The following is a 24,089-nucleotide window of genomic DNA, read 5'->3' as shown; positions in this document are numbered from 1 at the left end:
GGCAATGGACCAATAGAGAAGGAGAATAATTATGATACCTAGACCAAGAAAAATGAAGCTTACAGAAGGAACAGCGCCATCGGAGGTTCCGGTAAAGGAGAGGCTCTGTCCCCAATTGGGTGTGGAAGAATACCGCATCTATATTTCACCAAAACAGATTTTGATTGATGGCAGCGGAAAGACAGGGTTTTTCTATGCCCGTACCACATTAGAGCAGTTGAGGATGATATATGGGGAGGACCTGCCCTGTATGGAGATTGAGGACGGACCGGCATATTCCTACCGTTCATTCCAGATTGATTGCGCAAGACATTATTTTTCTGTAGATGAGTTGAAGAAGATGATTCGGATGTCGGCAGAGTTTAAGTTGAATCATTTCCACTGGCATATATCGGATGACCAAGGGTGGAGGATTGAGAGCAAATGCTATCCCAGGCTTCATGAGATTGGCTCTGTGCGGGCGGGGGATCATTTTGGAAACTACCACTCTGACCAGAAGTCAGGCGGGTATTACACCAGAGATGAGGTCAAGGATATTGTTGACTACTGCAAAGAGCTTGGGATTGAGGTGGTGCCTGAGATTGACATGCCCGGACATGTGACGGCAATTCTGGCGGCATATCCCAACCTGTCCTGCCTTGGCCAGCCTGTTGAGGTAGGTATGAAGGCAGGGATATTCAAGGAGTTGTTCTGCGCAGGCAGGGAGGAGACGTTTACATTTATAGAGAAGCTTCTGGACGATCTTATGGACCTTTTCCCAGGAAAATATTTTCATATCGGGGGCGACGAGGCGCCCAAGGAGCGTTGGAATGGATGTGAGAACTGTCAAAAGCGTATGAAGGAGGAAGGGCTTAAGAATGCTCAGGAGCTTCAGGGGTATTTCTGTAATCGAATCGCTTCCTATCTGCAATCAAAGGGACGAATTCCCATTGTCTGGAATGAGGCGGTCTATGGGGGCAACCTGGACAAAGGGGTTGTAGTGCAGTTATGGACAGAGGATAAGGATAACCAGATTCAGGCCCATCTTTATAAGGGAGGAACGGCAATTCTTGCAATGGTAGAGAATTGCTATTGTGATTATCCTTATGGAATGCATTCTTTGAAGGATATGTATGACCTTGAGACTGCCCCAGCAGAATTTGGCGAGCATGGAGAGGCTTCTGTATTGGGGATGGAATGTCTGGTCTGGACAGAGTTTATAAGAGACAATGAGAGGCTGGAGGAACTGTGCTGGCCAAGGTTCGCGGCTTTGGCGGAAGTTGGGTGGTGCAAAAAAGAATGTCTTGGATATGAGGATTTCCGTGAGAGGCTGACGAAGCTGTTTGCCTTGTTTGAGAAGTATGGGGTCCATGCCACGAAGCTGGAAGGCTGGGACCCAGATGATGAGACGGCGGCAAAGCAGACGGAGGAATTCCAGATGAATTTCTCGAAAGAGGACAGGGAAGAAGCCAGAAGAGCCCAGAATGATATTTAACGTATTGAGGAAGGCTTATTCAGCTTAGCTGATGGGCCTTCCTTTTGTCATGGCCTTTGTTCTACAATGTATACCCAAGGGCACACTACAATACATGCCCCTAGCGGGGCTGGTGGACTGTGTCCATTAAGGTATAGGTTAGTATATAATCGTCCATCACGAAACCATTTCCGATATCCGCGGCCTGCTCGTCGGTGATTACAAAGCCCAGATGGTCATAGACTGCCAGCGTGTTGTTATTATGTCTGTTGCAGGTCAGCCATATTTTCTTAAGCCCCCTCTTTTTACACAGCTCAATCAGGAAATTTAAGGCTGCTGTCGCAAGATGCTGACCGCGGCAGTCTTTTTTTATGTAGAGCTTGCTTAAAAACAGCGCGTCATCCTCTGGATGAATGCCTATATAGCCGGCAAAGGTGTGTGAGCTGTATAGCTGATAGTATTCATAACCCTCCTGCTTAATCTGTGTTTGCAGAGCAGGATAGGACTGGAATTTTTCAACCATGTAGTTTACCTGTGCCTCACCGATAATCGGGGTAAAATGTTCATGCCAGATTTCTTCCGCCAGTTGGGCAATTTCATAGAGCTCAGAGTCAGATTGTGCAAGTGATATATTTACCGTGTTCATATGTTCGCCTCCCATTGTACAGTGCTTTGGCTGTATCTTTTAGTATAGTTTTTAAATATTAGATTTCTATTCTGGTATTATACGTGATATAATAGCTTCGTACAAGAAGAAAGTTTAAAAGAAGGTATGATATTTGAAGAAATATAACAATTATGATTTACATTTTCGTTTTGAGACGAAAGAAGGAATTCATTTTCAGAATATACAATATATCCATCCACTGAAGCAGCAGCTTGTACACAGCTATGTCATATGTTTTGAGCAGGAACCGAACATAAAGGCGGCCATTATCTTTGGAAGCAGTGTGGAATTTGGCTGCCATAGTTTTAGTGATTTAGATATCTGTATTGAACGCTATGATACGGAGCGGGGCTTCAGGAATTATCCTCAGGAATATATGGAAGAAACAGATATTGTGTATTTGGATGCAGTCGGAGCACGATTAAAAGAGGAGATAGAAAAAAAGGGAATAGTTGTTTTTGACAGGGAGGGAATTTATGTGTGATATTCGTTTATTCAGGTCTGCTTATACCGAGTTTGAGCTTGCAAGAGAGATCTATAGGATTCCAAGGAATGACGAGGCATTTCTTAACGGTGTGGCCTACCATTTACAGCAATCCACAGAAAAGCTATTGAAGGCGTTTCTGGAATGTAAAGGAGTCACTGTACCTAATACCCATGATATCTACAAATTAGTCCGTATGTCCAGGGACAATGGTTCAAATATCCATTTAACCGCATGGATTGAGGACCGAGCAGATACATTGACTCGATGGGAGATGGATACGCGATACAATATGGATTATTCTGTTGAGGCAGAGAAGGTTAAGGAGGGTATCGAAGAAATTCAGCGTTTTTTTGAAGCAAATGGTATCAAAGAAGAACTTCGAGCAGAGCTTAAGGGGGAAGAAACCAAAGAAATATTGCGCTCTTTTTTTCCGAAAAATTTTAGACCGGCAGATGATTTTGAATGGAATTGTTATTATCAAATCTATAGAAAAAAGATAGAAAAATAAATTGCACTTTTACGGAGGACATATATGGGCGGGTTTGTCACATTAGAAGAAGTAAAGAAAAGATACCGTATGGGAGAGGTAGAGATTATGGCGGCGGATGGAATCGACTTCCAGATTAGTCAGGGAGAATTTGCCGTTGTGGTAGGACCGAGTGGAGCGGGAAAGACCACGGTTTTGAATATTCTGGGCGGAATGGATACAGCGTCAGAGGGAAGGGTGATTGTGGACGGACAGGATATTACCGCCTACTCCCAGAAGCAGCTTACGGCTTACCGCAGGGATGACATTGGCTTTGTGTTCCAGTTTTATAACCTGATTCCGAACCTGACAGCTTTGGAGAATGTAGAACTTGCTCTGCAAATCTGCAAAGCTCCTATGGATGCCAGAGAAGTATTGGAAGAAGTGGGCTTGGGACAACGGCTTAATAACTTTCCTGCGCAGCTATCCGGAGGAGAGCAGCAGAGGGTGTCGATCGCAAGGGCGCTGGCAAAGAATCCTAAGATTCTTTTGTGCGACGAACCCACAGGGGCATTGGACTACAATACGGGAAAGTCCATACTGAAGCTTTTGCAGGATACGTGCCGGATAAAAGGTATGACGGTTATTCTCATTACCCATAATTCGGCAATCGCGCCTATGGCAGACCGTGTAATTAAGATTAAAAACGGACGGGTGGCGGATATCGTAAGGAATCCATATCCGGTGCCGGTGGAAACGATAGAATGGTAGGACGATCAGATGAATAGGACGAATCAGACAACGAAAAGAAGAAAGAAGGTCACAAGAAAAGATTTCTATATGGAAATCAAAAAGAGTCCAGGAAGGTTTTTGTCGATTCTGTTTATTGTTGCTCTTGGAGTCGCATTTTTCTCAGGTATACGTGCCGCTGAGCCGGATATGAGACTGAGCGGGGACTTTTATTTTGATGAGGCGCAGCTTATGGACATCAAGGCAGTCTGTACCTATGGTGTGACAGAGGAGGATGTCCGCGTCATGGAAAAAGGGGAAGGAATTGCATATGCAGAAGGAGCGTACAGTGGGGATTTTCTCTACACTACCCAGGATGAGCAGCAGGTTCTCCATGTCATGTCTTTGCAGGAGAAGATGAATCAGGTGACGGTCAGCAAGGGGCGGCTTCCTGAAAAAAAGGGAGAGTGTCTTGCAGATGACAATTCAGAGTTTCAGATTGGGGATAAGATAGAGCTTAAGTCAGGAACGGATGACGAGATTTCGGATACGTTAAAGACAGATACATTTGAGGTGGTGGGGCTTGGGAACAGCCCATGCTATTTGTCCTACGGGAGAGGGAGTTCAACGGTAGGGGACGGCAGTATCCAGGCGTTTCTAGTGGTGCCGGAGGATACCTTTGCTATGGAGGTCTTCACAGAGGTCTACCTCCAGGTGGAGGGCGCGAAGGCTTTGCTGGCATTTACCGATGCCTATGATAAACGGATTGAGGAAGTTCTTGAGAGAGTGGAGGAGCTTGTGGACGAACGGGCTGTGGTCCGCAAAGACAGCTTAAAAGACGAGGCCAAAGAGAAGCTTGAGGAGGCGAAGGCCGAGCTTGAGGAAGGGAAGGAAGAAGCCAGGAGGGAGCTTTTAGATGCGGCAGAGAAGATCGCGGATGCAGAGAGACAGCTTGCAGATGCGAGGGTACAGATACAGGACGGTAGGAGACAGATTGGGGAAGCAAAGTCAACCTTGAATTCCAAACAAAAGGAGTTGGATTCTGCGTTAGCTGAATACCGTTCTGGTCTTGCCCAGTTAAATGACGGTAAGTCGGCTTATGAGCAGGGACTTGCGCAGTACGAGGCGGCAAGGCCGGATGCAGAGGCCCAGATTGAAGCAGCAGAAGGCAGCAGCTTGTCGGTCTTGAGGCGCAGCTTGCGGCGGATGAACAGAGCTACCAGACTGTGCTTGGACAGATTGAAGCCATAAAAGGACAGATTGAAGCCATCAAGTCTCAGACAAGCCTGGCTGGAGTCAGACGAACTGGAACGAGGCAGTCAGGCGGGACAGTAATCAGCCGGACAGGTGAGACGGTCGAGGGCGGTGATGAATCGGACGAGCCAGAGGGTGGCAATCCGCCAGAGGATTCTGGGAATGGAAATGAACCAGATGGTTCCGAGGAAGACACGCCGTCAGGCGGTGATGGAGACGGTAATGAGCCAGGTGATTCCGAGGGAGACACACCGCCAGGCGGTTCGGTTGAGATTCCTCCTGAGCTTACGCAGCAGCTTGCCGAGCTGGAAGGAACGGCTCAGATGCTTATGATGAAGATTGAGGGGCAGAGGCAGGCATATAACTCTGGAATGGCTGAGATTAACGCAAGCCAGAAGCAGTTGGACGATATGGCGGCACAGCTTGCCGCCACTAAAAATCAGCTTGCGGCAGCTCAGTCAGAGCTAGCGTCTGTGCCTGCACAGCTATCATCAGGCCAGAAGCAGATTAATGAGGGATGGAGTGAGATTAAGAGACAGGAGGCGAAGCTTGCCGACGGAGAGGCAGAAATCGCATCCAATGAAGCAAAGCTTGTTGAAGCGAAGCAGGAATATGAGGACGGCAAGGCAGAAGCAGAGGCCGAGCTTGCAGACGGGGAGGAGAAAATTGCCGAAGCAGAAGCAGATATTGAAGATATTGAGCTGCCAAAGTGGTACGTGTATGACCGAAGCACTTTGATTGAGTACAGTGGATTTGGAGAAAATGCAGAACGGCTTGGTGCGATTGGACGGGTATTTCCTGTGTTGTTCTTCCTTGTGGCAGCGTTAATCAGTTTGACCAGTATGACGCGTATGGTAGAAGAACAGCGTACGTCGATTGGAACAATGAAAGCCCTTGGATACGGCAAAGGTGCGATTGCTTCCAAATATATTGGCTATGCACTGTTGGCTACTGCCGGAGGAAGTATTTTAGGCGTTCTGATTGGGGAAAAGATTCTTCCATACATTATTGTCTATGCTTACGGGATTTTGTACCAGCATTTACCTAAGATTCTCGTGCCCTATGACTGGAAATATGCTGCAATGGCATCTGGTGCTGCAATGTTTTGTACCATATTTGCCACGGTCATGGCATGTTATCGAGAATTAGACGCACAGCCTGCTGTATTGATGCGGCCGCCAGCGCCTAAGAATGGACGTCGGGTATTCTTGGAACGGATTGGCATCATCTGGCGGCATCTAAATTTTACATGGAAATCCACGATTCGGAATCTGATGCGGTATAAGAAGCGGTTTTTCATGACCATATTTGGAATTGGAGGATGTATGGCTTTGATGCTGGTAGGCTTCGGACTTAAGGATTCCTGTTATGAAATTGCCAATTTACAGTTTGCCGAGATTCAGTTCTATGACGGGAGTATCTATCTTACGGAGGATATCACGAAGGAACAGCAAGGAGAGATTGAGAAAGCGCTGGAGGATGAGAGTCAGGTTGACGTGTACATGGACGCATACATGCAGAATATTACACTTGTAAATGGAAAGAAGGAGAGGGCAGCATATGCATGTGTGTTCGGTAATGTGGAGGATATTTTGCAGTTCGTAGATTTTCATGACCGGAAGACGAAGGAAGGGTATGAGCTGACAGACGACGGTGTAATCGTAAGCGAGAAGACGGCGAAGCTTTTGAATGCGAAAAAAGGCGATACTATTGAGATTAAGGATGAGGAAAACGGCAATAAAAAAGTGAAGATTAGGCAGATCTGTGAGAATTATATGGGTCATTACATATATTTTACACCCGCCTGTTATGAAAATGCATACGGCGAAAAACCGGAATACAACAGTATTCTGTTCAAAGTGGCAGATTCCGCCACTAATACAGATTTGGAGAAGTTGGGAAGGAATATACTGAAACAGGAGGGAGCATTGAATGTCAGCTACACTCACGATATTGAAAAACAGTTGGACGATATGCTTAGAAGCTTGAATCTGGTTATTGTTGTCTTAATCATCTCAGCGGGAATGCTGGCCTTTGTGGTGCTCTATAACTTGAATACCGTTAATATTGCAGAGCGTAAACGTGAGCTGGCCACCCTTAAGGTTTTAGGGTTCTACAATATGGAGGTGGCGGAATATGTGTACCGTGAGAATGTTTTATTGACGCTTTTGGGCTCTGCTGTGGGTGTTGTACTTGGAAAACTTCTGCATCTGTTTATCATCGAGACGGTTGAGGTGGATTCCGCTATGTTTGGAAGGAATATTAATGGGCCAAGCTTCGTCTACAGCTTAATTTTGACGGTGGTATTCTCGTTGATGATTAATGGGGTGATGTATTTTAAGCTTAAGAGGATTGATATGGTGGAATCCCTTAAGAGTATAGAGTAATATACAAATAGACCATTTTATAAAATTTTTATATTTTTAAGAAATTTGTTAGCACTCAATCTAAAAGAGTGCTAATTTTCTATTGACTTTTAAAATCGAAGGTATTATCATATCTGTTAGGCGAGGGACATGCCCGATATTGAAGTAGAAATTAAAAAATGAGGTAGGAGTGATAAAGATGGCAGCAAAGAAAGGAAATCTATCAATCAGCAGCGAGAATATATTCCCAATTATCAAGAAATGGGTATATTCTGATCATGACATTTTCGCACGTGAGCTGGTATCCAATGGATGCGATGCAATTACAAAATTAAAGAAGCTGGACATGATGGGAGAGTACCAGTTACCAGATGATTACAAGCCTTCTATTAAGGTAGAGGTGAACCCAGAGGAGAAGACCTTAAAGTTCATAGATAACGGACTTGGAATGACAGCCGAGGAAGTAGAAGAATATATTACCCAGATTGCATTTTCCGGTGCGACTGAATTCCTTGAGAAGTATAAGGACAAGACCACAGAAGATGATATGATTGGTCATTTTGGACTTGGATTTTACTCTGCATTCATGGTAGCAGACGAGGTGCATATTGATACGCTGTCCTATAAAGAAGGGGCGTCACCGGTACACTGGGTCAGCGACGGTGGAACAGAGTATGAGATGGACGAGGGAAATAAAGAAGGCGTGGGAACCGAGATTACGCTGTACCTGAATGATGACAGCCTGGAATTTTCCAATGAGTACCGTGTCAGGGAAGTGATTGAGAAATACTGCTCCTTTATGCCGGTAGAGATTTTCTTATCCAAGGCGAATGCAGAGCCAGAGTACGAGACCATTGACGAGGCAGACTTGAAGGAGGATGATGTTGTCGTTGAGCATATCCACGAAGAAGCCAAGATGGAGGAGAAGGAGAACGAAGACGGCGTAAAAGAGATGGTTGAGGTAGAGCCGGCTAAGGAGAAGGTTAAGATTGAGAAGCGGCCGGTTTCCTTAAGCGATATTCATCCGCTGTGGACCAAGCATCCCAACGACTGCTCAGACGAGGATTACCAGGAGTTCTACCGCAAGGTATTCTTAGATTATAAAGAGCCGCTGTTCTGGATTCATCTTAACATGGATTATCCGTTTAACCTGAAAGGAATCCTGTATTTCCCAAGGATTAATACAGAATATGATTCCATTGAGGGAACGATTAAGTTATATAACAACCAGGTATTTATTGCAGACAATATCAAGGAAGTCATTCCAGAGTTCCTGATGGTATTGAAGGGCGTGATTGACTGTCCAGACCTTCCGCTAAACGTGTCAAGAAGCGCGCTGCAGAACGATGGATTTGTCAATAAGATTGCAGACTATATTTCCAAGAAGGTGGCTGACAAGCTTTCCGGAATGTGTAAGACAAAGAGAGAAGACTATGAGAAATACTGGGATGATATCAGCCCGTTCATCAAGTTTGGATGCCTGAAAGACGAGAAGTTCTGTGACAAGATGAAGGATGTCATCTTATTCAAGAACATTGACGGGAAGTATCTGACCCTTAAGGACTGCATCGAGGAGAACGGCGGCGAGGTGGTTGAGGCCAACGACAAGAAAGAGGACGCTGAAGGCGAGAATAGCGACGAGAACAAGGTAGAGGAGATTAAGACTACCATCTACTATGTAACGGATCAGGTTCAGCAGAGCCAGTACATCAATATGTTCAAGAATCAGGGACAGGATGCGGTCATCATGAACCATAACATTGATTCTCCGTTCATCACTCAGTTAGAGCAGAAGAATCCAAACATCCGCTTCCAGAGGATTGACGCTGATGTAACGGACCATGTTAAGGAAGAAGTGGCAGAGGAAGATAAGGAAGCATTTAAGACGATTTCTGACAGCCTGATTGAGATTTTCCGCAAGGAGCTTGGCAATGACAAGCTGGATGTGAAGATTGAGAAGCTGAAGGATGAGAAGATTGCGTCTATGATTACACTGTCTGAGCAGAACCGCCGTATGCAGGAAATGATGAAGATGTACGGCATGGGCAATATGGGCGGCATGGATATGGGCAAAGAAAGCACATTAATCCTGAATGCAAATCATCCGTTGGTTAAGTTTGTGGTTGACAATAAGGAAAATGAGAATGTGTCTATCATCTGCAAGCAGTTGTATGATTTGGCTATGCTGGCGCATAAGCCGCTGAATCCGGAAGAAATGACGGCATTTGTACAGAGAAGCAATGAAGTTATGATGCTGCTTACAAAATAATTGGTAAATGGAAAGGGGGCTTAGGACAGCCCTCTTTTTAGATAAAATTTATCCCCAAGGACATGATTCCTTGGGGATACGAATTGTTTATTATTTTTTCAGTCGGAATTTTGATACCAGTTCGTTGAGCATACTTGCCTGACCTGACAACTCTTCACTGGCAGAAGCGCTCTTTTCTGCCGTAGAGAGGTTAGACTGTACTACATCAGAAATCTGTGCGATACCACGGGTAACCTCTTCTGTGGCCTCTGCCTGCTGTGCAGAGTATTCGGCAATTCCTTCGATTAACCTGCTTACTTCTTCAGCCTGGGCAACAACCTCCATCATAGATGCGGCTGTATCTTCAGCCATGGTTGTACCCTCTGTCACGGCTTCTACTGTCTGGTCAATCAGTGTAGTGGTATTCTTGGCCGCCTCGGAGGACTTGCTGGCAAGGTTGCGTACTTCATCTGCCACTACAGCGAAGCCTTTGCCTGCCGTTCCTGCCCTTGCCGCTTCTACGGCGGCGTTTAGTGCAAGAATATTAGTCTGGAATGCAATATCCTCGATCGTCTTGATAATACTGTGAATCTCTGTTGATTTATCACTGATCTTCTGGATTGCCTCATTCATATGCTGCATCTTATCATTGCTTTCCAGAATACGCGTCCTGACATCCCGTGATATTTGGCTTGCCTGCTTTGCTCCCTGTGCAGTCTTCTGAATTCCGTCAGAAACCTCTGAAATATGAGAGGCAAGGGATTCCACCGCGTTAGTCTGCTGTGAGGAGCCCTGTGAGAGAGTCTGCGCTCCGTCGGAGACGTACTCAGAACCAGTAGCTACCTGGCTTGCCGCTACATTAATCTGTCCCAAAGTCTCGTTGAGGGACCAGGAGATACGATCTAAGGAGTCTTTGATCTTCGCAAATTCTCCCAGATATTCATGGGTGAGGGTAAATGCAAGATTGCCCTGAGAGATTTCATATAATTTTTCTGAAATTTCGTTAATATAGTCTACATAATCACGAAGACGTGTCACAGTCTTGCCGAAATTGTACGCCAGTTCGCCAAGCTCGTCGTTAGAGGTGTGGTTAATGGACTGATCTAGCTGGCCTTCTGCAATTCTTGCCGCTACATTGTTCAGTTCAGCTACCGGCTTTCCGATGATGTTTCTTACAAGGATGATAATCAGCGCTACCATGATTAAGACTGCAAATGCGGCTACCGACGACATGATGCCGGTCAGAGTATTCAAATCAGCAAGTACCTCGTCTCTGGATACATAGGATACTGCCATCCAGTCACAGTTGGGTATTTGGGTTACTTCTATGTATGTATCGTCATTGTAAAGACTTAGCCCTGTCGCCTTCTCCTGTATCTTTGTGGAAGCATAGGCATACAAATCCCCGCTGAACTCCCCCATGGACCTTCCGTTCATCTCCTTATCCGGATGACCGATGATGGTATTGGTCCTGGTGTCCACGAGGAAGATTCCTCCTGTCTTCTCCAGACGAATATCAGCTACGATATCGGATATGGAATTCAGATATACGTCTGCTGCTGCAACGCCCCTGACTTCTCCGGATCCACTCTTTAATACGCCGGATGCGCCCACAACATAGGACTGGCTGTCTTCATCAAAATATGCGTCTCCAAATATAAAGTCTTCGGAGGTAATACCATCCTTGTACCATGGTTTCTCCAGTGCGTTGTAGTCTGGCCCTGGTACAAAGGATGCATGGTACAGGGTACCGTCCGTTGTTGCAACGTATAATCCCGCCGGATAAGCGTCATTTGTATTGGTGGTATGTTTGATGTATTCTACCATGCGTGGGATATCCATATCTTCATATTGAATCGTGTCCCGCTGCATCTCCAAGGTTGCCAATATTCTGCCCATCCATGCATTAACCTCCTGAATCGCCTTGTCTGTAGTCTCCTCCAGCAGGTTCTCGCTTTTGGCCAACAGCGCATCGGATACACGGCTGCGGACGATTAGCAGAAGTGCGCCAACCATAATCACTATGGTGACCACGATTGCTATGACCAGTTTTCCCGTGATGCCCCATTTGTGCATCAGGGACCGTGATGCCGGTCTCTCATCTGTTCTTTTTTTTACTTCTCATTCTCTTATCTCCTTTTAAGTTCATCTAACAAAAAGTCTAAATAAATTATAATTGATTTGTACAAAAAATACAATATTTCTGACAAAATTATGTCTATTTTTCCCGCTCAATCCCTGCTTTTCTTAAAAAGCTTTCCACATAGGCATCCCATTCTTTTTCAAGGGACTTATCCATAGTGAAGGTGCGCATGGAAATCCCCGTGATACATTGCAGAATCGTACCGTCGTAATGGAAATTCAGGTACAGCCCTGTGATGTCGTTAGGGGAAAAGGTTTGGATTTGATGTTCTTTCAGAAAGTCTCCGAAATGCTCCGGCGCAAGGGAGAGAATGATTTTGAAGTTAAGGGGCGTGCGCTTCCCCTTAATAATATTGAAACAGAAATCCCGAAGCTCGCGCCAGTAGGAGTAGCTTCGTTCAGGCTTCTCGTCGAAGAAGTCTTTATAAAGGAATCCGTTCAGAGTAAATTTGTTAAAGGTTGTGATCTCTCCCTCTATAAATGAGAATTGGTCAAAGGTCTCCTTAAGTAGAAGGTGGGACATACAGGATTTGGCTGATAATGTGAACATATTCATGGGAAAAACTCCTTTGCTTATTGTTAAAATCGTAGTTATTTAGGAATAGTATAGCATATATTTGACTTTTACAGGGAAAAACAGTACAATATTCTCATATATGCATTTTTTTCTCCTGGTGTTGGAATGGTGTTCTGAACACTAGTGTCATGGCAGGGGTGTAAACAGCGGCTTAAGGAGAACGAGGTTCCGTGAGCAGAGGACAAGAGAAGACGAAGAAGAAAAGTGAAGAAAGAGACGTCGTCCTGCGTCTGGCTGTTGCGGCTATGATTATCTGGATGGTCATTGGAGGGATTGTGTTTGCTGTTGGAGTGATGAATCCCAGGGAGGACCCCCGCAAGGGGCTTGCGAAGCTTGCCCAGATGGAGGAAGCGGATACGGCAGAGATTGACGCGCAGATTCAAGAGCTTGAGGAGGCAGAGCGTGCGGCGGACGAGGCTTGGGCGAACCGGACTGTGAGCGAGAAATTTGCCAATTCATATGTGCTTGGGGATTCCATTGCCCAGGGTTTGTATGAGAACCAGGCTCTTGACAAGTCGTTTGTCACGGCAGAACGGGATACTGGCGTGTGTGAGACAGAGGTGAGCATGATTAAGAATCATGTTTCCAAGGCAATCGAAATAGGCCCCCAGGTATTGTTCCTTGCCTATGGGCTGAATGATATTAAGGCTGCGTCCGGAGATGCGGGAATATTCATAAGCGCATATCGGCATGTGATAGACGAGCTTAAGGAGAAACTGCCGGATACAAAGATTTATGTAAACAGTATCTTGCCAGTCACCCAGGAAGTGGTTGACGAGAACGAGCTGTATGGGAACATATCAAAATATAATAAAAAACTCATGGAATTGTGTGAGGAAGAAGGCGTGACCTTTATTGATAACGGAAGTCTGGTAAAGGATGAATACTACACCGAGGACGGAATCCATATGACGTCAGATTACTATGGGGAATGGGTGAATCACATGGCGGAGGTGGCGGAGTTGTAATGGTAGCAGGTTTATTTGACAGTGTTGTATTTTTATTTTCATTTTTACCGATTGTACTGTTTCTGTATTATCTGATGCCGGAACAGTTGAAGAATATACTGCTTCTTTTAGCAAGCCTTGTGTTCTATGCATGGGGTGAGCCTGTGGCCATATTCCTGTTGTTGGGAATGCTTCTGTTTAATTATGCTTGGGGACTCCATTTAGCCGGAGTATTGAAGAACCGGCGGCGGGCAAGGTCGGGCATGATATTCTGCGTAGCAATCAATCTGGGGCTTCTTTCATTCTTTTTGTATGGGAGAACAGTGCTTGGATGGCTTGAGGCGCTTCTGCCTGTAAAGCTTCCTTTTCAGGGCTTTGCCCTGCCTATGGGAATGTCTTTGTGCACGCTTCAGATGTTATCTTACATTATAGACGTTTATCGGGGAAATGTAAAGGTGCAGAAAAATCCCGCTGACCTCGCCCTTTATGTGCTTATGTTTTCCAAAATGCCGGGCGGTCCAATTGTACGATACATAGAGATAGAAAAGCAGCTTCGGGCAAGGCAGATTTCTTCGGGCAAGGTGGGGGAAGGGGCGATGTATTTCATTCGTGGACTTTCCAAGAAAGTGCTGTTTGCAGATAATATTGGGCTTCTTTATGATGAGGTCATGGCGCTGGAGACCGGTCAGATGTCTGTACTTAGCGCATGGCTTGGGTGCATTGCATTTGCGCTTAAGATTTATTATAATCTGAGTGGATATACGGATATGGCAATAGGGCTTGGGAAGATGACAGGCTTTGATTTTCCGGAGAATTTTCAATATCCCTACGCGGCGGGAAGCACAACAGAATTCTGGTACAAATGGCATATGTCCCTTGGGGTGTGGTTTCGGGAGTATGTGTATCACCCCCTTGGAGGGGGAGACACAGAAGAGTCAAAGCAGGTGAGAAATATTCTTTTGATTTGGCTTTTGGTGGGGCTGTTTCGCGGCCCGTCGCTAAATTACCTGGTATGGGGCGTGTACTGTGGAATTTTGATGGTCGCGGAGAAGCTTTTTTTGTGGAGGGCGCTGGATCAGATGCCGGCCTTTTTGGGACATGTTTACAGCGTTTTCATGGTAATGATTGGATGGGTATTCTTCTTTCAGTCAAGGCCGGCAGCAGCGTTTGTTTATCTGGGAAATATGTTCGGAGCAGGCGCTGTCGGCTTGTCTGATGACAGAGGGATGTACCTGCTGGTTACGAATCTTGCGCTTTTGATTGTCATGATAATCGGGCTTTTTCCGTTTGTCCATAAGGGATACGAGACTATTATGGACAGAGGAGGGAAAGGACTGGCGCTAATCAACTGTGCCATATATGGCGTAATGTTTGTGTTATGTATGACATATATTGTATGTTGATGGGCTCATATGTATAGGAGAGTTTATGAGGCAGAAGAAACAGAAGGAGTTTAAATCGGGAAGGGCATATAGGAGAAAGACGGCGGCTCTGCTGTTTTTCGGACTTCTGATATTGATTTCCCTGTTAGAGCTGATACCCTTAGAACAGGATTTCTCTGATAAGGAGAATCGTCCGCTTGCTACACGGCCAAAACTGGCATGGGAAGATGTGGCTGATGGCTCTTTTATGGATAAATATGAGGCGTTTCGCTCGGATCAGTTTCTTGGGCGGAATCTATGGGTGTCCCTTAAGAATCGAATAGATTTGCTGATGGGCAAGCGGGAATCCAACGGTGTCTTTAAGGGGAAGGACGATTATTTGCTTGAGGACATTAAAGAGGCGGATCAGGAGAAGCTTCACGCGAACTTGAAAGCGATGGCAGATTTTGGCGAAAGCTATGAGAAGGTTCCAATTTATCTGGCGCTGGCGCCCAATGCGGCGAATATCCTTTCTGATAAGCTTCCTCGTTTTGCCGTTACAAAAGATCAGAACGGAATGTTTCGTGAAATATCCCAGGAGCTTTCAGAAAGGGTTGCCTGGGTGGACTTGAGCAAGACACTGGCGGCCCATAAGAAGGAAGAAATCTTCTACCGTACAGATTCCCACTGGACCACCCTTGGGGCCTATTATGCCAGTCAGCAGTTGGTAGAGTCAATGCAGCTTGACGAAGCAAAGACGCCGAAGTGGGAGAAATACGTGGTTACGAATATATTTACGGGAGATTTGTCTCTAAAGAGTGGTTATCAGACGGGATATCAAGAGTCCATCTACATCTATACCGCTAAAAGTGACAAGGAGATGCCGCAGATTGTAGTGGATGCCGGAGAAGGGAAGATTTCCACTCTGTATGACCGGACGAAGCTAAAGGAGATGGATGCGTACGATTTGTTCCTGGGAGGCAGCAAGGGAATGGTCAATATCCGTACCACGGCAGATACAACAGACCGTCTGCTTCTGGTGAAGGATTCCTATGCAAACTGTCTGATTCCTTTTCTGGTACCTTATTTCAGGGAGATTATTGTGATAGACCCAGAGTTCTATGAAGGGAATCTTAATGATATTATGGGAGAAAAGAAGATTTCCAGGGTATTATTTTTATATAGTGGAAATACTTTTGTACAGGATGACAAGATAAGTGGAGTATTGCAGGATGGTTAGGCTTAACAAGTTTTTAAGTGACGCGGGCGTGTGCTCCCGCAGGGAGGCGGACCGTCTGATTGAGAGCGGGCAGGTTACTGTGGACGGAGTGCGCGGCGTTTGCGGCATGAAGGTAGGAGAAGACCAGGAGGTACGGGTCGCAAGGAAGGTTGTTGGACGCAGGCGTGAGAGGATTGTGTTGGCGGTGAATAAGCCGGTGGGAATCGTCTGCACAGAGGAACGACGTGAGAAAAAGAGTATTATCCGGTATCTGAACTATCCGGAGAGGATTACCTATGCGGGCCGTCTGGATAAGGATTCGGAGGGTCTTTTGCTTATGACCAATGACGGAGAACTGATTAACGGGATGATGCGGGCGAGATACGGACATGAGAAGGAGTATAGGGTTACGGTGGATAAGCCTGTGACGAAAAGGTTTCTTTGGCAGATGGCCGAAGGGGTAAGAATTCGCGACAGGGAGAAAGGGTTGGACGCATTGACAAGGCCCTGCAGGACGAAAATGTTAGGGAAATATACATTTTCTATTGTGCTGACCCAGGGACTGAACCGGCAGATACGCAGGATGTGCGAGACGTTGGGATATCAGGTGACAAGGCTTGTCAGGGTCCGGATTATGAATATTGAGCTTGGCGGATTAAAGCCAGGGGCAGTCAGAAAATTAACAGAGCAGGAGTTAAAGGAGTTGTATGAGCGAATCGAAGAAAGCCAGAATGTTGGAGTTAGTGAAGCTGCTGAATGATGCGGGACGCGCCTATTATCAGGAATCCAGAGAGATTATGAGCAATCGGGAGTACGATAAGCTGTATGATGAGCTTGATGAGCTTGAGAAGGAGCTGGGAATTACCTTTGCCAACAGTCCGACGGTGAACGTAGGCTATGAGGTGCTTAGCGAATTACCCAAGGAGAGACATGAAAGTCCCATGCTTTCTCTGGATAAGACGAAGGAAATTGATGAGCTGAAACGTTTTTTAGGGGAACAGAAGGCCCTTATGTCTTGGAAGCTTGACGGGCTTACCATTGTTCTTACCTACCGAGAGGGACAGCTTTTTAAGGCAGTTACGCGGGGAAACGGAGAGGTTGGCGAGGTGATTACCAATAATGCCAGGGTCTTTAAAAATATTCCCCTTAAGATTGCCTATCAGGGGGAGTTAATCCTGCGGGGCGAGGCTGTGATTAGTTATCGGGAATTTGAGAGGATCAATTCTGAGATTGAGGATGCGGATGCCAAATATAAGAACCCAAGGAACCTGTGCAGCGGCTCGGTTCGTCAGTTGAATAACGAGATTACGGCAAAGCGGAACGTAAGATTCTATGCATTTTCTCTGGTGCAGGCAGAAGGAGTCGATTTCAGGAACTCAAGATGTTGTCAGATGAACTGGCTTATGGAGCAGGGATTTGAGGTGGTGGAGTTCCATGAAGTGACTGCACAGACTGTGGAGGCAGAAGTTATTAAATTTTCAGAAAAAATTCCACAGAATGATTTTCCGTCCGATGGACTTGTGCTAATATATGATGATATAGCGTATGGTCAGTCTCTTGGGCGGACATCGAAGTTTCCGCGGGATTCCTATGCGTTTAAATGGGCGGATGAGGTACGAAAGACGACTCTTATGGAGATTGAGTGGAGTCCGTCTCGGACGGGTCTGATTAATCCTGTGGCCATTTTTGAGCCTGTGGAGTTAGAGGGAACCACGGTCAGCCGCGCCAGCGTCCACAATATCAGCATCATGGAGGAGTTAGAGCTTGGGATTGGGGATAAGATTGAGGTGTATAAGGCAAACATGATTATTCCCCAGATTGCACAAAATCTAACGAGAAGCGGTGTGAAGGATATTCCGAAGCAGTGCCCTGTGTGTCAGGGGGATACGGAAATTAAGCAGGTTGCCAATGCGAAGGCTTTATACTGTACGAATCCGGAGTGCCAGGCGAAGCATGTTAAGTCTTTTGCACTGTTAGTAAGCAGGGATGCATTGAACGTCGAAGGGCTGTCGGAGGCAACTTTGGAGAAGTTTATTTCCAAAGGCTATATTCGGGAGTTTGCGGATATTTTCCATTTGGACCGATATCAGGAAGAGATTCAGTCCTTAGAAGGCTTTGGCGAGAAATCCTACCGAAACTTGACTGCCAATGCCGAGAAGGCGCGGACTACCACTTTGCCGAGGGTGATTTATGCATTGGGAATTGCCAATATCGGGCTTGCCAATGCGAAGGTGATCTGTAAGGAATTTCAGTATGATGTGGAGGCGATGCTTCATGCGACGGAGGAGGAGTTAAATGAGATACCAGGGGTTGGCGGGGTGATTGCCAAGGCGTTTGTCGATTATTTTTCCTCCAGGCAGCATGTGAAGCAGTTCCTCGATTTGCTGAATGAGCTGGTGCTTCCCAAGGAGACAGTGGAGGAGACAAAGCAGATATTTGCGGGAATAAATTTTGTGATTACCGGCAGTGTGACGCATTTTTCCAACCGTGGTGAGGTGAAGGAGTTGATAGAGAGTCTGGGAGGCAAGGTGACAGGGTCGGTTACTTCTAAGACGAATTATCTGATTAACAATGACGTGACGTCTGCGTCGTCTAAAAATAAGAAGGCGAATGAATTGGGGATTCCGATTATCTCGGAGGAGAGCTTCCTTGAGATGGTGAGGGAAGGGTAAGAGCTTTTGCCTCTGTACCGGAATCGGTTTCATCTGTGGTAGAGGGCAGTATTTGTAAGAATTTGGCTGATACCATGACATAATATTTAGCGCTACAGAAGAAGGAAGGGAAGGCAAGATGTCCGAGCAGGATAAGAACAATATAGAGAAAGTGGGAGAAGGACAGGTGGAGGATACGAAGAAGCATGAGGACGAATATGAGAAGATCTGTTTTGTGTGCAGACGTCCGGAGACTGCGACAGGTAAGATGATCGATCTTCCGAATGGAATCTCAATCTGCAGTGACTGTATGCAGAAAAGCTTTGACGCAATGATGAACGGTCAGGTTGATTACAGCCAGTTGATGAATATGAACATTCCGGGGGTGCAGATTTTCAATATGGCTGACATGGAGCAGCATGTCCCCAAGAAGCAGAAGATTAAGAAGAAGAAGGAGGGGGAGGAGAAAAAGCCCCTGATTGACATTCAAAATATTCCTGCGCCCCATAAGATTAAGGGTAAGCTTGACGAGTATGTGGTAGGGCAGGAGTATGCAAAGAAGGCTGTTTCTGTGGCAGTTTACAACCATTATAAACGTGTAGCCACGGATACCATGGATGAGATTGAGATTGAAAAATCCAACATGCTGATGATCGGACCTACTGGTTGTGGTAAGACTTATCTTGTTAAGACGCTGGCGAGGCTTTTGGATGTTCCCCTTGCCATCACGGACGCCACGTCTTTGACAGAGGCAGGGTATATTGGTGATGATATCGAGAGCGTTGTCTCAAAACTTCTGGCCGCGGCAGGCAATGACGTGGAGAAGGCTGAGCAGGGAATTATCTTTATTGATGAGATTGACAAGATTGCTAAGAAGAAGAATACTAACCAGAGGGATGTAAGCGGGGAGTCTGTCCAGCAGGGGATGCTGAAGCTTTTGGAGGGAAGCGACGTGGAGGTGCCGGTAGGGGCCAACAGTAAGAATGCCATGGTGCCTCTTACCACGGTGAATACAAAGAATATCCTGTTTATCTGCGGCGGCGCCTTCCCCGATCTGGATAAGATTATTAAGGAGAGGCTGACGAAGCAGTCTTCCATTGGGTTCGGGGCAGAGCTTAAGGATCGGTACAATAAGGACCAGACGATTCTTGAGAAGGTAACCACCGAGGATTTGCGCAATTTCGGCATGATTCCGGAGTTTTTGGGGCGCCTTCCGGTTGTATTTACCCTGCGGGGCTTAAGCGAGGAAATGATGGTGAAGATCCTGACGGAGCCAAAGAATGCGATATTGAAGCAGTATCAGAAGCTGCTTGCGCTGGATGAGGTGAAGCTTGCTTTTGATGAGGGCGCTCTTTTTGCAATCGCAAAGAAGGCTGTTGAAAAGGATACAGGCGCAAGGGCTCTTCGGGCGATTATTGAGGAATTCATGCTGGATATTATGTTTGAAATTCCAAAGGATGACAATATCGGACAGGTGACGATTACCAAAGAATACATAGAAGGTACGGGCGGGCCGTTAATTATGCTAAGGGGCCAGGAGGTGCCGCGGCTTACCGGCGCTGATTTGCCATAGACGTTGTGTCTTATAATGATTTTCGGGAATGAAGAAGGAGTACTAGAATGGATGGAAGGCCTCATATACTTAGAAAAAAGTATATGAGGTGTTTTGGTTATGGATAGAGAAACCTGCCGAAGGATGATTATGTCGGAGGATTTTATTGATTTTATTGCCCCAATTTACAGAGAAATCACATCAGAGGAGGCGGAACGGGCGAGGGCATGCGTCCAGTCTATGGATTTTGGGTTTCAGGCCATCTATGTGGATAAGACCCTGACAGACCCTGTGTCTTTGGAATATTATCGCTATAATTCCATTCCAAACTGCTATCAGTTGATGGATTTGGAGGCCATGGATGAGGCGGGAATCAGTGTGGTTCAGAGTTATCCGACGCTTAATCTTCAGGGGAATGGCGTGATGGTGGGTATCCTGGATACAGGGATTGATTACCGGAATCCTCTTTTTCAAAATATTGACGGTTCTACAAGAATTGCAGGCATCTGGGACCAGACTATACAGGACGGTCCCTTTCCGGAGGGACTGGATTACGGAAGTGAATATACAGAGGAAATGATTAATGAGGCGCTGCGTTCACAAAATCCCCTTGAGGTTGTGCCAAGCATGGATACGGACGGGCATGGTACGTTTATCGCCAGCGTAGCGGCGGGAAATGCAGATCTTGAGCACCGTTTTATTGGAGCCGCGCCAGAGGCGACGCTTGCGGTGGTAAAGTTAAAGCCTGCAAAAGCATACTTGAAGGATTTTTATGTTATTCGTCAGGACGCAAAATGTTTTCAGGAAAATGATATCATGCTGGCCATGAAATATATTAATGACCTTGCCCGCAAAAGGAACATGCCGCTGGTTCTGTGTATTGCGCTGGGAACGAACCTGGGAGGGCATAATGGGACTTCCCTTCTGTCTAACATGCTTGATGCCTATTCGTCGGTGCTGAATAGAAGCGTCGTAATCAGCGCGGGAAACGGTGCGGTACACAGGCATCATTTTTCACGGCAGCTTGGAAGTATGGATGAGACTGTGGATGCCGAGATACGTGTGGAAGAAGGGGTAGAGGGCTTTGTAGCGGAGTTGTGGACGACTGTTCCCAATGTGATGACTGTTGCGTTTACATCACCCTCCGGAGAACGGACAGGATACATTACGCTAAAGCAGGGGCGTGAATACCGAGAAACCTTTGTGTTTGATAAGACAGATGTGGAGGTAGAATACCGACTGCTTCTGGAAAATAATGATTCACAATTGATTTTTATGCGGATTAGGAATCCTGCGTCGGGTATTTGGAAGATTAGTGTAAAACCTGTGCGGCGTTCTGACGGAATGTTCCATATATGGCTTCCGGTTCAAGAATTTCTCACCGGAGAGGTGTATTTCTTAGAGGCGAATCCGGATACGACGCTGGCAGAGCCAGGAAGCAGTCTGGTGGCAATGACGGTTGCATTCTATAATGGGGTGGATAAATCAGTTGATATTAATTCCGGCAGGGGGTATACTAGAGATGGAAGGGTAAAGCCGGATTATGCTGTCCCTGGCGTTCTGGTGTCCGGTGCAGGGCTTAACAATGAATTCGTGGTGCGAAGCGGCTCTAGCGTAGCGGCAGGAATTGCCACTGGGGCTGCGGCGCTTTTGATGGAGTGGGTTCTGAACAATACGGAGGCCTGGGGGGTCAATTCCAGCCAGATTCGGAACATCATTTTACTTGGCGCAGAGCAGAGGCCGGGAATGGAGAGCCCGAACAGAGAGTGGGGATATGGGGCCATGAACCTGTACCGCTCTTTGGATATTTTGCGTCAGTTGTAGCAGACAGACAAGAAAAGAGAAAAGGAGAAGATAAAATGGCAGATTTTTTTGGTGAACTGGGAAAGAAGATTTCAGATACGGCAAGTGATTTTAGTAAGAAGGCGGAGGATACGCTGGAGATTCAGAAGATTAAGAGCGATATCCGTTCTATGAAGCGTGCCAATGAGAGGGACTTAAGGGATATCGGACGCATGGTCTATGAAAAGTTTCAGAAGGGCGAGGTAGACGATACGGAGTACATTTCCCTGTGTGAAGAGGTGGAGAAGCGTGAGGAGGAGATTGAGAAGCAGGAAGAACAGATTGTAAAGATCAAAGAGGAGATATAGGATGTTCTCCGTTATGCTGGTGATATTTGCAATACTGCTGGGCGCGGATGTGATGATTAAGAGATGGGTGGAGGATGAGCTGAACCAGGGAGAAGAAAGGAAACTCCCAGGCGGAGGGCTTGTTCTCCGGAAAGTCTATAACAGGGGATTTCTGCTTAATCTGTTTGACGAGCGCCCAAAGGCTGTGAGAGGCATGTCTGTGTTTGCCGGCGCAGGAGTACTGGCGTGGGATTTTCTCACATTTGCGAAAAAGAGGAGCTATGTAAAAAAATTGGGAATGGCCCTTGTGAGCGCCGGTGCAGCGAGCAACCTCTTTGATAGGCTGGCAAAGGGGAAGGTGGTTGACTATATCGGATTCAAAACTAAGACGAAGTTTCTTGGAAGGATTACGGCGAATCTTGGGGATATCTATCTTGTCTGCGGCGGTGTGCTGGTGATGGCAGGGGAGATGTTTTCGGTGGTATTGCATAGAGATAAGACGAAAAAATAAAACACTTAGGAATATAGGATACCTTAATACAGTCTATATTCCTGAGTGTTTTTTATGTTTAATTGCTGTGCTTTATGTCGAAAAATTCATGAATCTGTCCCAGAACAATCTTCATCAGCCGTGTTCTGGCTTCTACGCTGGCCCAGGCTATATGAGGGGTGATGTACAGCCTTCTGCTGTCTTTCATCTGAAGAAGAGGGTTTTGGGGACTCATGGGCTCTGTACAGAGCACGTCCAGCCCTGCGGCGGCAATCTCGTGCTGTTCAAGAGCTTCGGCAAGCTCATCTTCAACCACAATCGGTCCTCTGCCAAGATTCAGAAAGATGCAGGATTTCTTCATTTTCTTAAATGCAGCGGCATTAATCAAATTCTCGGTATATTTATTTAGCGGGGCATGAACGGATATGATGTCGGAGGAGGCAAGCAGAGTATCCATATCTACCTGACAGTATCCCTCCTGTTTAGGACTGCCGGAGGGGGAGGTATAGATTACATGGGCGCCAAAGGCTTTCGCGATAGACGCAACCCGTCTTCCGATATTGCCGAGTCCGATGATTCCCCAGGTCTTATCGTTCAATTCATAAAAATGTTCTTCAAAGTGGGTAAATGACGTATCACATGCGTAACGCCCGTCTTTTACGTAATCGTCGTAGTATCGCAGTTTTTCCAGTAAATAGAACAGCATGGCAAATGTATGCTGCGCCACGGACTCCGTAGAGTATCCGGCCACATTTCTCCAGGCAATTTTGCGCTTGTCAAGAAATTCCTTGTCCAGATTATTGGTTCCAGTGGCGGTTACGCAGACCAGCTTCAGCTTCGGGGCGTCTCCCACGGTTTCGGCATCAATCCGTACTTTGTTAAGGACAATAACGTCTGCATCCGCAATCCGATCAGGAACCTGGGCGGGAGTGGAGAAGGGGTATTTTACCACCTGGCCTAACCGGTCGTAGCCGGACAAATCAATATCTTCACCGATTGTCTTGACGTCTAAGAATACAATCTTCATCAGAAGCCCTCCTGAAAATAAAACATAAAAAAGCGGGTGATGGGAATCGAACCCACGTATCTAGCTTGGAAGGCTAGTGTTCTACCATTGAACTACACCCGCATGGTTATCGGGGTGACAGGATTTGAACCTGCGACCTCCTGGTCCCAAACCAGGCGCTCTAGCCAAGCTGAGCCACACCCCGATACAATATTCTTGTTAATTCTTTAACCGTGTTCTATAATAACATCTTTTGGAAGAAATATCAAGTGCTAATTTAGTATGAATTAAAAAATTATTAAAAAAGAGAGGTTTAATATTGGAAATACCATGACCTCTCTTTTA

Annotated in this window: 20 protein-coding genes and 2 tRNA genes; 16 read left to right on the top strand and 6 right to left on the bottom strand. The window is 46.2% G+C overall.

The window, feature by feature from the left end:
- The first annotated feature begins 31 nt into the window (after positions 1-31).
- Positions 32-1,474 carry a beta-N-acetylhexosaminidase gene (locus tag GN277_RS20280; protein ID WP_159753045.1) on the top strand — a complete coding sequence of 481 codons (1,443 nt, stop codon included), beginning with the start codon at positions 32-34 and terminating at the stop codon, positions 1,472-1,474.
- A gap of 100 nt (positions 1,475-1,574) precedes the next feature.
- Here the strand turns inward: GN277_RS20280 and GN277_RS20275 are convergent, their stop codons facing one another.
- Positions 1,575-2,099, bottom strand: a complete 525-nt coding sequence (locus tag GN277_RS20275) for a GNAT family N-acetyltransferase (protein ID WP_159753043.1) — start codon at positions 2,097-2,099, stop codon at positions 1,575-1,577.
- Between the two features lie 133 nt (positions 2,100-2,232).
- On the opposite strand from GN277_RS20275, the gene GN277_RS20270 reads away from it, so the two are divergent.
- The 6 genes from GN277_RS20270 (at position 2,233) to htpG (ending at position 9,691) form a co-directional block, all read left to right on the top strand.
- A complete protein-coding gene (locus GN277_RS20270) occupies positions 2,233-2,604 on the top strand; it encodes a nucleotidyltransferase family protein (protein WP_159753041.1) in 372 nt (123 codons plus the stop codon).
- Positions 2,597-3,115 carry a HEPN domain-containing protein gene (locus GN277_RS20265; RefSeq protein ID WP_159753039.1) on the top strand — a complete coding sequence of 173 codons (519 nt, stop codon included), beginning with the start codon at positions 2,597-2,599 and terminating at the stop codon, positions 3,113-3,115. The genes GN277_RS20270 and GN277_RS20265 overlap by 8 nt, the downstream gene beginning before the upstream one ends.
- 24 nt (positions 3,116-3,139) lie before the next feature.
- Positions 3,140-3,844, top strand: coding sequence for an ABC transporter ATP-binding protein (locus GN277_RS20260; RefSeq protein ID WP_159753037.1), 705 nt, complete (start codon positions 3,140-3,142; stop codon positions 3,842-3,844).
- Positions 3,845-3,853: 9 nt separating this feature from the next.
- Positions 3,854-5,053, top strand: coding sequence for a coiled-coil domain-containing protein (locus tag GN277_RS20255; RefSeq protein WP_159753035.1), 1,200 nt, complete (start codon positions 3,854-3,856; stop codon positions 5,051-5,053).
- Positions 5,029-7,443, top strand: coding sequence for an ABC transporter permease (locus GN277_RS20250; RefSeq protein ID WP_159753033.1), 2,415 nt, complete (start codon positions 5,029-5,031; stop codon positions 7,441-7,443). Before GN277_RS20255 ends, GN277_RS20250 begins: the two co-directional genes overlap by 25 nt.
- Before the next feature lie 178 nt (positions 7,444-7,621).
- Positions 7,622-9,691, top strand: coding sequence for a molecular chaperone HtpG (gene htpG / locus GN277_RS20245; RefSeq protein ID WP_159753031.1), 2,070 nt, complete (start codon positions 7,622-7,624; stop codon positions 9,689-9,691).
- Positions 9,692-9,781: 90 nt separating this feature from the next.
- Here htpG and GN277_RS20240 read toward each other — a convergent pair whose 3' ends face one another.
- Together GN277_RS20240 and GN277_RS20235 are read right to left on the bottom strand one after the other, a co-directional pair.
- Entirely contained in the window at positions 9,782-11,746 is a 1,965-nt protein-coding gene (locus GN277_RS20240) for a methyl-accepting chemotaxis protein (protein ID WP_159753029.1), read from the bottom strand.
- 142 nt (positions 11,747-11,888) lie between these two features.
- Entirely contained in the window at positions 11,889-12,368 is a 480-nt protein-coding gene (locus GN277_RS20235) for a DUF5721 family protein (RefSeq protein WP_159753027.1), read from the bottom strand.
- 191 nt (positions 12,369-12,559) lie between these two features.
- Here GN277_RS20235 and GN277_RS20230 point away from each other — a divergent pair, with 191 nt between their 5' ends.
- From GN277_RS20230 to GN277_RS20190, 9 genes are all read left to right on the top strand, one after another.
- Positions 12,560-13,357, top strand: coding sequence for a GDSL-type esterase/lipase family protein (locus tag GN277_RS20230; RefSeq protein ID WP_244324806.1), 798 nt, complete (start codon positions 12,560-12,562; stop codon positions 13,355-13,357).
- Complete coding sequence (locus tag GN277_RS20225; RefSeq protein ID WP_159753025.1) at positions 13,357-14,739, top strand: MBOAT family O-acyltransferase; 1,383 nt, start codon at positions 13,357-13,359, stop codon at positions 14,737-14,739. The genes GN277_RS20230 and GN277_RS20225 overlap by 1 nt, the downstream gene beginning before the upstream one ends.
- 25 nt (positions 14,740-14,764) lie before the next feature.
- Positions 14,765-15,937 carry a DHHW family protein gene (locus tag GN277_RS20220; protein WP_159753023.1) on the top strand — a complete coding sequence of 391 codons (1,173 nt, stop codon included), beginning with the start codon at positions 14,765-14,767 and terminating at the stop codon, positions 15,935-15,937.
- Positions 15,930-16,676, top strand: coding sequence for a pseudouridine synthase (locus GN277_RS20215; RefSeq protein WP_159753021.1), 747 nt, complete (start codon positions 15,930-15,932; stop codon positions 16,674-16,676). Before GN277_RS20220 ends, GN277_RS20215 begins: the two co-directional genes overlap by 8 nt.
- The gene (ligA, locus tag GN277_RS20210) at positions 16,624-18,588 is read left to right on the top strand and encodes an NAD-dependent DNA ligase LigA (RefSeq protein ID WP_244324805.1); all 1,965 of its coding nucleotides are present in this window, start codon (positions 16,624-16,626) and stop codon (positions 18,586-18,588) included. The genes GN277_RS20215 and ligA overlap by 53 nt, the downstream gene beginning before the upstream one ends.
- Positions 18,589-18,706: 118 nt before the next feature.
- Positions 18,707-20,140, top strand: a complete 1,434-nt coding sequence (gene clpX, locus GN277_RS20205) for an ATP-dependent Clp protease ATP-binding subunit ClpX (RefSeq protein WP_159753019.1) — start codon at positions 18,707-18,709, stop codon at positions 20,138-20,140.
- A gap of 99 nt (positions 20,141-20,239) precedes the next feature.
- Positions 20,240-21,943 (top strand): S8 family peptidase, encoded by a 1,704-nt coding sequence (locus tag GN277_RS20200; RefSeq protein ID WP_159753017.1) that lies wholly within the window; start codon positions 20,240-20,242, stop codon positions 21,941-21,943.
- A gap of 35 nt (positions 21,944-21,978) precedes the next feature.
- Positions 21,979-22,269 (top strand): hypothetical protein, encoded by a 291-nt coding sequence (locus GN277_RS20195; protein WP_159753015.1) that lies wholly within the window; start codon positions 21,979-21,981, stop codon positions 22,267-22,269.
- Between the two features lie 13 nt (positions 22,270-22,282).
- Positions 22,283-22,759, top strand: a complete 477-nt coding sequence (locus GN277_RS20190) for a signal peptidase II (protein WP_159753013.1) — start codon at positions 22,283-22,285, stop codon at positions 22,757-22,759.
- Between the two features lie 58 nt (positions 22,760-22,817).
- Here GN277_RS20190 and GN277_RS20185 read toward each other — a convergent pair whose 3' ends face one another.
- The 3 genes from GN277_RS20185 to GN277_RS20175 form a co-directional block, all read right to left on the bottom strand.
- Positions 22,818-23,765 carry a D-2-hydroxyacid dehydrogenase gene (locus GN277_RS20185; RefSeq protein WP_159753011.1) on the bottom strand — a complete coding sequence of 316 codons (948 nt, stop codon included), beginning with the start codon at positions 23,763-23,765 and terminating at the stop codon, positions 22,818-22,820.
- 31 nt (positions 23,766-23,796) lie between these two features.
- Positions 23,797-23,867, bottom strand: a tRNA-Gly gene (locus GN277_RS20180).
- Between the two features lie 7 nt (positions 23,868-23,874).
- Positions 23,875-23,949: transfer RNA gene (locus GN277_RS20175), tRNA-Pro, on the bottom strand.
- Positions 23,950-24,089 lie beyond the last annotated feature (140 nt).

The organism is Sporofaciens musculi, from assembly GCF_009830285.1.
Lineage (GTDB): Bacteria > Bacillota > Clostridia > Lachnospirales > Lachnospiraceae > Sporofaciens > Sporofaciens musculi.
Note: the sequence above shows the minus strand (reverse complement) of the source record. Positions and strands in the feature narration are given on the sequence as shown.